Source organism: Nitratidesulfovibrio liaohensis, from assembly GCF_011682075.1.
Taxonomy (GTDB): Bacteria; Desulfobacterota; Desulfovibrionia; order Desulfovibrionales; family Desulfovibrionaceae; genus Cupidesulfovibrio; species Cupidesulfovibrio liaohensis.
In genome coordinates, this window is record NZ_VSMK01000119.1 from 1 (window position 1) to 6,418 (window position 6,418).

At 67.5% G+C, this 6,418-nt stretch carries 5 protein-coding genes; 3 read left to right on the plus strand and 2 right to left on the minus strand.

The genetic code is table 11. The features are described 5' to 3' along the window. The 3 genes from FVW27_RS05270 to FVW27_RS05280 form a co-directional block, all read left to right on the plus strand. On the plus strand, nt 1–1,047 hold a 1,047-nt coding region (locus tag FVW27_RS05270; protein ID WP_167123366.1), incomplete at its 5' end, for a tRNA dihydrouridine synthase. Then, nucleotides 1,044–1,889 carry a 4-hydroxy-3-methylbut-2-enyl diphosphate reductase gene (gene ispH, locus FVW27_RS05275; protein WP_167123368.1) on the plus strand — a complete coding sequence of 282 codons (846 nt, stop codon included), beginning with the start codon at nt 1,044–1,046 and terminating at the stop codon, nt 1,887–1,889. The genes FVW27_RS05270 and ispH, both read left to right, overlap by 4 nt. A gap of 140 nt (nt 1,890–2,029) precedes the next feature. Then, nucleotides 2,030–2,980 (plus strand): chemotaxis protein, encoded by a 951-nt coding sequence (locus FVW27_RS05280; protein WP_167123370.1) that lies wholly within the window; start codon nt 2,030–2,032, stop codon nt 2,978–2,980. A 251-nt stretch (nt 2,981–3,231) separates the two neighbouring features. Here the strand turns inward: FVW27_RS05280 and FVW27_RS05285 are convergent, their stop codons facing one another. After that, complete coding sequence (locus tag FVW27_RS05285; protein WP_167123371.1) at nt 3,232–4,302, minus strand: RluA family pseudouridine synthase; 1,071 nt, start codon at nt 4,300–4,302, stop codon at nt 3,232–3,234. A 189-nt stretch (nt 4,303–4,491) separates the two neighbouring features. Then, the gene (locus FVW27_RS05290) at nt 4,492–6,156 is read right to left on the minus strand and encodes an FG-GAP repeat domain-containing protein (RefSeq protein WP_167123372.1); all 1,665 of its coding nucleotides are present in this window, start codon (nt 6,154–6,156) and stop codon (nt 4,492–4,494) included. Between the last annotated feature and the right edge of the window lie 262 nt (nt 6,157–6,418).

A 6,418-nucleotide genomic window follows, 5' to 3' on the forward strand; every position in this document is an offset into this window, starting at 1 on the left:
ACCGCATCCGCCGCCCCCCACCTGTCCCTGGCCCCGCCCCTGCGGACCGACGCCCCGTGGCTGGCCCCCCTGGCCGGGTATTCCGACCTGCCCTTCCGCCTGCTGTGCCGCGAGCACGGCGCGGCGGCCTGCTGCACCGAAATGGTCAGCGCCAAGGGGTTGCTGTACCACAGTCCCGGCACCCGCGACCTGCTGGCCTCCACGCCTGAAGACACGCCGCTTGTCCTGCAACTGTTCGGGGCCGACGCGGACATCATGCGCACGGTCATGCCGGGGCTGCTGGAGCAGGGCTTTCGCTGGTTCGACCTGAACATGGGATGTTCGGTGCCCAAGGTGGTCAAGACGGGTTGCGGCTCGGCCATGTCGCGGGACATGGACAACGCCCTGGCCGTTGCCCGCGCCATGGTGGAGGTGGCCGGAGAAGGCCGGGTGGGCTTCAAGATGCGGCTGGGCTGGCAGGCGGGTGAAGAAACCTGGCGCGAAATGGCCCTGCGGCTGCAAGACGCGGGCGCGGGCTGGATCACCCTGCACCCCCGCTTCGCGCGGCAGGGCTTTGGCGGCGAGGCACGCTGGAGCTCCCTGCGCGAGCTTGCGGCCGCGCTGTCCATTCCGGTCATTGCCAGCGGCGACCTGTTCACGGCGGCCGACGCGGTGCGCTGCGTGCGCGAAACCGGCGTGGCCACGGTGATGTTCGCGCGGGGGGCCATGAACAACCCCGCCGTCTTCGACGAATACCGGGTGCTGCTGGCCGGGGGCCAGCCCCCGCCGCCCGACGCGGACCGGCTGAAGGCGCTCATCCGCCGCCATCTGGAACTGGCCCTTGCCCACTCCGGCGAACGCACCGCCCTGCTCAAGATGCGCACCTTCGTGCCGCGCTATGTGCGCCACATTCCCGGCGTGCGGGCGCTGCGCAACCGGCTGGCCTCGTGCCTGGACCGCGACCTGCTGGAAGAACTGCTGGAAACCCACCTGACCCCGCAGGCGTTCGCGGAAGGCGGCGGCGCCGACCAAACCACCACCAACACCGATGGAGAGGCCCGGCCATGAAGATCATTCGCGCCCGCACGGCGGGCTTCTGCATGGGGGTCAGCCTGGCCCTGCGCAAGCTGGACCGGGAAGTGACCGAAAACAACGCGCCCATCGCCACCCTGGGCCCCATCATCCACAACCCGCAGGTGATGGCCCACTACGAGGAGCGCGGGGTGCGCTGCCTGCGCGACACCGCCCAGGTGGTCCCCGGCCAGCGGGTGGTCATCCGCGCGCACGGCATTCCCGTAGCCGAGGAAGCGGCCCTGAATGCCACCGGCGCCTCGGTGGTGGACGCCACCTGCCCCAAGGTCAAGCGTGCCCAACTGGGCATTGCGGAAGAACGCGGCCGGGGCGGCACCCTGCTGCTGTTCGGAGAGGCCGACCACCCGGAGGTGCGCGGCCTGCTCTCCTACGCCGGGGAAGGGGCCATGGTCTTCGGCTCGCTGGACGAACTGAAGGGGCTGGCCCTGCACGACGACACGGACTATTTCCTGGCCGCCCAGACCACCCAGGACCGCGCGGCCTTCGAAGACGTGGTGGCCTGGCTGCGGCAGCGCCTGGGCCGCGAAATTCCCGTGCTGCAAACCATTTGCGACGCCACCCGCAAGCGCCAGCAGGAGGCCGTGGACATTGCCCGGCGGGTGCAGGCCATGGTGGTGGTGGGCGGCTTTGACAGCGGCAACACCCGGCGCCTGGCCGACGTGGCCCGCGCGCAGGGGGTGTTTACCGTGCACGTGGAGACCGTGGACCAGCTTCCCGTGGACGAGTTGCGAAAAAAATCAGTCATTGGACTAACGGCCGGGGCCTCCACGCCGAAAAGTCTTATTGACGCTGTGCAGCGGTTTCTGGAATCCTTGTAATCCTGTTCCAAGGTGTTTCTGCCCGCCGAACCCGGAGAGCCACCTCCCCCGGCTGGCCCGGCGGCCCCGCGGAAAGACACCCGCTGTGGAAACCAGACGCCCGCACGACCGAAAGACGCGACGCACCAACGGAGGGGACCATGTCCCAGACCAACATCCTGCTCGAAGCCGGGACCAACGAACTCGAAATCGTGGAATTCCACCTCGAGGAAAGCTCCACCGATCCCGCAACGCCCAACTACCGGGGCTATTACGGGGTCAACGTGGCCAAGGTGCTGGAAATCATCCGCATGCCCAAGGTCACGGGATTGCCCGAAGTGCAGCACCCCTCGGTGCTGGGGGCGTTCAACCTGCGCTCGCACATCATTCCGCTGGTGGACCTCAGCCAATGGCTGGGCAAGCAGCGCGCCGAAAGCGAACCGCCCAAGGTCATCGTCACCGAATTCAACAACGTGACCACGGCGTTCATGGTCTCCGGCGTCAACCGCATCCACCGCATCAGCTGGGAGGAAGTGGAGCCGCCGAACAAGTACGTGGCGGCGCTGTCCAACAATTCCATCACCGGCGTGGTCAAGCTGGAGGGGCGGATCATCTTCATCCTGGACCTGGAGAAGATCGTGGCCGACCTGAACCCCCAGCTGGGTCTGCGCCTGGACGAGGCCGTGGACTGGTCGGCCAACACCCGCTACCGCGCCCTCATCGCCGACGACTCGGGCCTGATCCGCGAAATGCTGAAGGACCTGATGCAGAAGGCCAACTTCGAGGTGGAGGCCGTGAACAACGGCCGCGAGGCGTGGGAGCGGCTGGTGGAAATCAAGCGCAAGGCCGAGCAGGACGCCCGCCCCGTCACCGACTACGTTCAGGTGCTGGTTTCCGACATCGAGATGCCCAGCATGGACGGCCATAACCTGTGCAAGCAGGTCAAGGAAGACCCGGCCCTGAAAAAGCTGCCCGTGGTGCTGTTCTCGTCGCTGATCACCGACAAGCTGCGCCACAAGGGCGAATCGGTGGGGGCCGACGACCAGATTTCCAAGCCCGAGGTAACGGCGCTGGCCAAGCGTTGTCTGGCGCTCATCGAAGCAGCCAAGTAGCGCGCGGCGTCGAGCCGACGCGAAACCACGGCGAAAGGAATCACGGGGCGGTGCGCCATGCGGCGTACCGCCTTGTCGTTTTTCCGGCAGACATCGAAGGCCGTCCGACCGGACAGCCAACCGGGTGCATGCAGGGCGCGCAACGGGAGGACTGCAGCCCTTTCGCAGACAGGTGGGCGGAAGTCGAGCCAATGTGCCGGGGGGACGGGCCGGAATGGCTGCCCCCGAATGGCCGCCTCTGGAGGGATGCGCTAAGGACGGGAGGCGCCCGGCGAGCCTTGCATATCCGGCAGATGTTCCGCACCCACCGCCCAGCGATCCGTCCAGTCCGGCAGCACCATGAATTGTTCGCCATCGGGCAGGGTCAGGCGCACGGCGTGCAGCAGCATGCCCAGAGCGCAGGCGGGGCCGCCGTACTTGCGGTCGCCCACGATGGGGTGCCCGCGTTCCGCAAGCTGCACCCGAATCTGGTGGGTGCGCCCGGTATGCAGGCGCACCAACAGCAGCGATGCCGCATCGCCGCGTCTCAGGGGGGTGACGGTGCAGGCCGCGTGGCGGCCCGCAGCATCACCATCTGCCGCGTGCGAGTCATGCCCGCCGGACATCGCAACGCGGGAGGCGGCGCCATTCCCGCCCACCCGGCGCACCCTCTGGTGGCCCGGGGTGCCCTGCTTCTCAAGTTGGTCGTGAAGGGTCAGCGCCCCGTCATGGGGCCAGCGCCCGGTCACCCAGGCCAGGTATTCCTTCACCAGCCCTTCGCGCACCGCAAAGGCGTCGGACAGCGCCCGCAGCCGGGCGTAGCTGGTGGCCACCAGCAGCAGGCCCGAGGTGTCGCGGTCCAGCCGGTGCGCTGGCGTGGGCAGAAAATCCGCCCCGGCATACCGCGCCGCAAGCCGGGCGGTGACGCAGTCGTCGTGGCCGGTGCCCGGCTGCACCGCCAGTCCGGCGGGCTTCAGCAGCACCAGCAACCCTTCGGCGCGGCCCACGGTGGGCGGGGGAGGAGGAAGCGGCGGCAGGGACTGCGGCGGTACGGCAGACTTCCCGGCCATATCCTTGCCGGATCCGGTACCCGGCGTGTGACGGGACGCGCCGTCCGTCACCGTGTCCGCACCTTCCCCGCCCGACAGGGCAAAGGGCGGCACCCGCACCATGTCGCCTTCGGCCACGCGGTCGAAGGGCTTGCAGCGCCCCCCGTTGATGCGCACCTGCCCGGTGCGCACCCAGCGCTGGATGGCCGATTGCGGCGCACCGCAACGCCGTTGCAGGTACTGCACCAGCTTCTGCCCGGCCTCTGCGGCGGTGACCACGAGCGGTTCTGCCATGAAGGAATTCCGTAGGTTGAAAATTGCGGCGGCGTGCCCACATGTCGGCTTTTGTCACGCTGCGACGAAAACGCCCGGCGGGTGCTTGGGCATCCCGCCGGGCGTGGTCATCGGGCAGTCGGGGGCGAACTGGAAACGAACCGGGGCAGGGGGCGCTTCCCGCTGTGGGATGCCCTGCCCGGAACCGGGCTACTGCTGTTCGCTCTCGGTCTTGTCCGGGGCCGTATTGGGGTCGGCCTTGGACAGATCGAGGGGATAGGCCAGCAGCATGGTCTTGCGGCTTTCCAGACCCAGCGCGCCGGGGTGGGTGTTCACGCACAGCACGATGTCGGTCACGCCGTCGTTGTTGAAATCGCCCACGGTGAAGTCGGCCACGGACCCCTTGATGCGGCGGGTCTTCCACTGCAGGTTCAACCCCACGCCGTCCCAGTACATGGCGTGGATTTCGCCCTGCGGGAAGAAGCGGTAACGGTCGAAGAACTGCGAGGCCGTGGAGATGGGCCGGTTGACCAGCAGTTCCCAGTGCTCGTCGTGGTCGAAGTTCACGGCGTACATGCGCAGCGGCACGAAGTAGATGTTCTTCAGCTGCACGCGGTCCTTGCCAAGGCCGGGCATGGCCGGTTCCTCGGGGATGCCCTTGGCCGATCCGGAATAGGTCTCGTCGGTTTCGGACAGGCGGGCGCCACGGTCGGTGTACACGCGCAGGCGCTCGTTCTCGGTCAGGACGACGCACTTGTCGCCTTCGCCCTTGGCGCCGGGCAGGTAGGCGAAGTTGAACACGTTGGCGCCTTCGGGCAGGTCCAGACGCTTGCCCATGACCAACTCGTCGCCGGACTTCATCATTTCATGCACACCGGGCCGGAACAGGCGGGGATTGTCGCCGCGCTGGCCGATGAGCGTGGGAATGTAGTCCGGGGGCAGCTTTTCCACGTTCAGGTAGTAGCGCACCCGGCGCATCACCTCGGTAAACTGGCCGCCCTTCCAGTTGAGGATGAACGATTCCGGTTCAGCCTTTTCGTTGTAGGCGCTGACCACGATTTCCTTCACGCCATCGCGGTTCCAGTCGATGGTGCGGATGTTCAGGCATTCCACCAGCGCGGGCGAACGGTATTCACCCATGGGAATCAGGCGGCCGTTATCCCAGCGGTATGCGTAGACGGCGTGGTCGTCCAGCATGAGGATTTCGTTCTTGCCGTCGCCGTCCAGGTCATCGACGATGACACCGATGGCCGAGTAGCTCAGCGACTGGCTGCGGATGCGGCTGTCGCCCTCGGGAGCGCCCGAGTAGCGGAACTGCGGGTTCAGATAGACCTGCTGGGGCTGCGTTTCGTTGTGCACCAGCTCGGGGTTCATCTGGTTGACCGCCTTGGGCGCGGCATTGGCGGGGCCACCTTCGCCGGGGCGCTTGAACACCTCGGCGTTGATGGAATCGGCCACGCCCTTCAGGGCGGGGATGAGCCCGGCCACCTTGGCGTTGGTGGACTTGGGCCATTCCTTGCCGTCACGGTCGCGCACGCGCACGTCCAGACTGCAGTCCTCGCCCACCACGGTCACGCTGCCCCACACGGCGTAGTCGGCACCCAGCGAGGCCTGGGCGGCCCTGGCCTGGGTTTCGGTTTCCGGCGGGGTGATCTTGGCAGAGGCTTCCTTGGAAACGGGATGGAAGTTGTCCTTCCAGTACAGACGCGAAGTGAGCATCTCGGGGATGGCCCGTTCGAGATACTTGTAGCCGGCGGGGCCGTTGACCTTGAACGGCAGCACGGCGAAGCTCTTGGGGGCCGGCGCGGCCATGGCGGTGGCGGCGGAAAGCAGCAGGGCAAGCACGAGCGCCGCCGAGCGCATGAGCAGTTGCATCAGGTTCTCCTTGGTTCAAGGGCGCATCCCCGCGCGCATCCCGGAAGGGGATGGGGGATTGCCTTGGCGCTGAACGCTCTCATAATATCTCTTGATGGCCGAAGCAACCATAAGGTAGGAGCGGCGCTGTGCCGTCCTCCTCTGGCCGCATTCGGTCGCACCCGGTGGGGGAAGGGGTGAAAGACGCAGCGTCGCGCCCGGGGCGGAGCCGCCGGTGCCAGCCGGACCGCGCCTCACGGGCTGTGCCAGGCCGCGCCGGACC

Excerpts from the sequence above, each read along its gene's own strand:
- ispH (WP_167123368.1), top strand. The coding sequence starts at position 1,044 with ATGAAGATCATTCGCGCCCGCACGGCGGGCTTCTGCATGGGGGTCAGC.
- FVW27_RS05280 (WP_167123370.1), top strand. The coding sequence starts at position 2,030 with ATGTCCCAGACCAACATCCTGCTCGAAGCCGGGACCAACGAACTCGAA.
- FVW27_RS05285 (WP_167123371.1), bottom strand. The coding sequence starts at position 4,302 with ATGGCAGAACCGCTCGTGGTCACCGCCGCAGAGGCCGGGCAGAAGCTG.
- FVW27_RS05290 (WP_167123372.1), bottom strand. The coding sequence starts at position 6,156 with ATGCAACTGCTCATGCGCTCGGCGGCGCTCGTGCTTGCCCTGCTGCTT.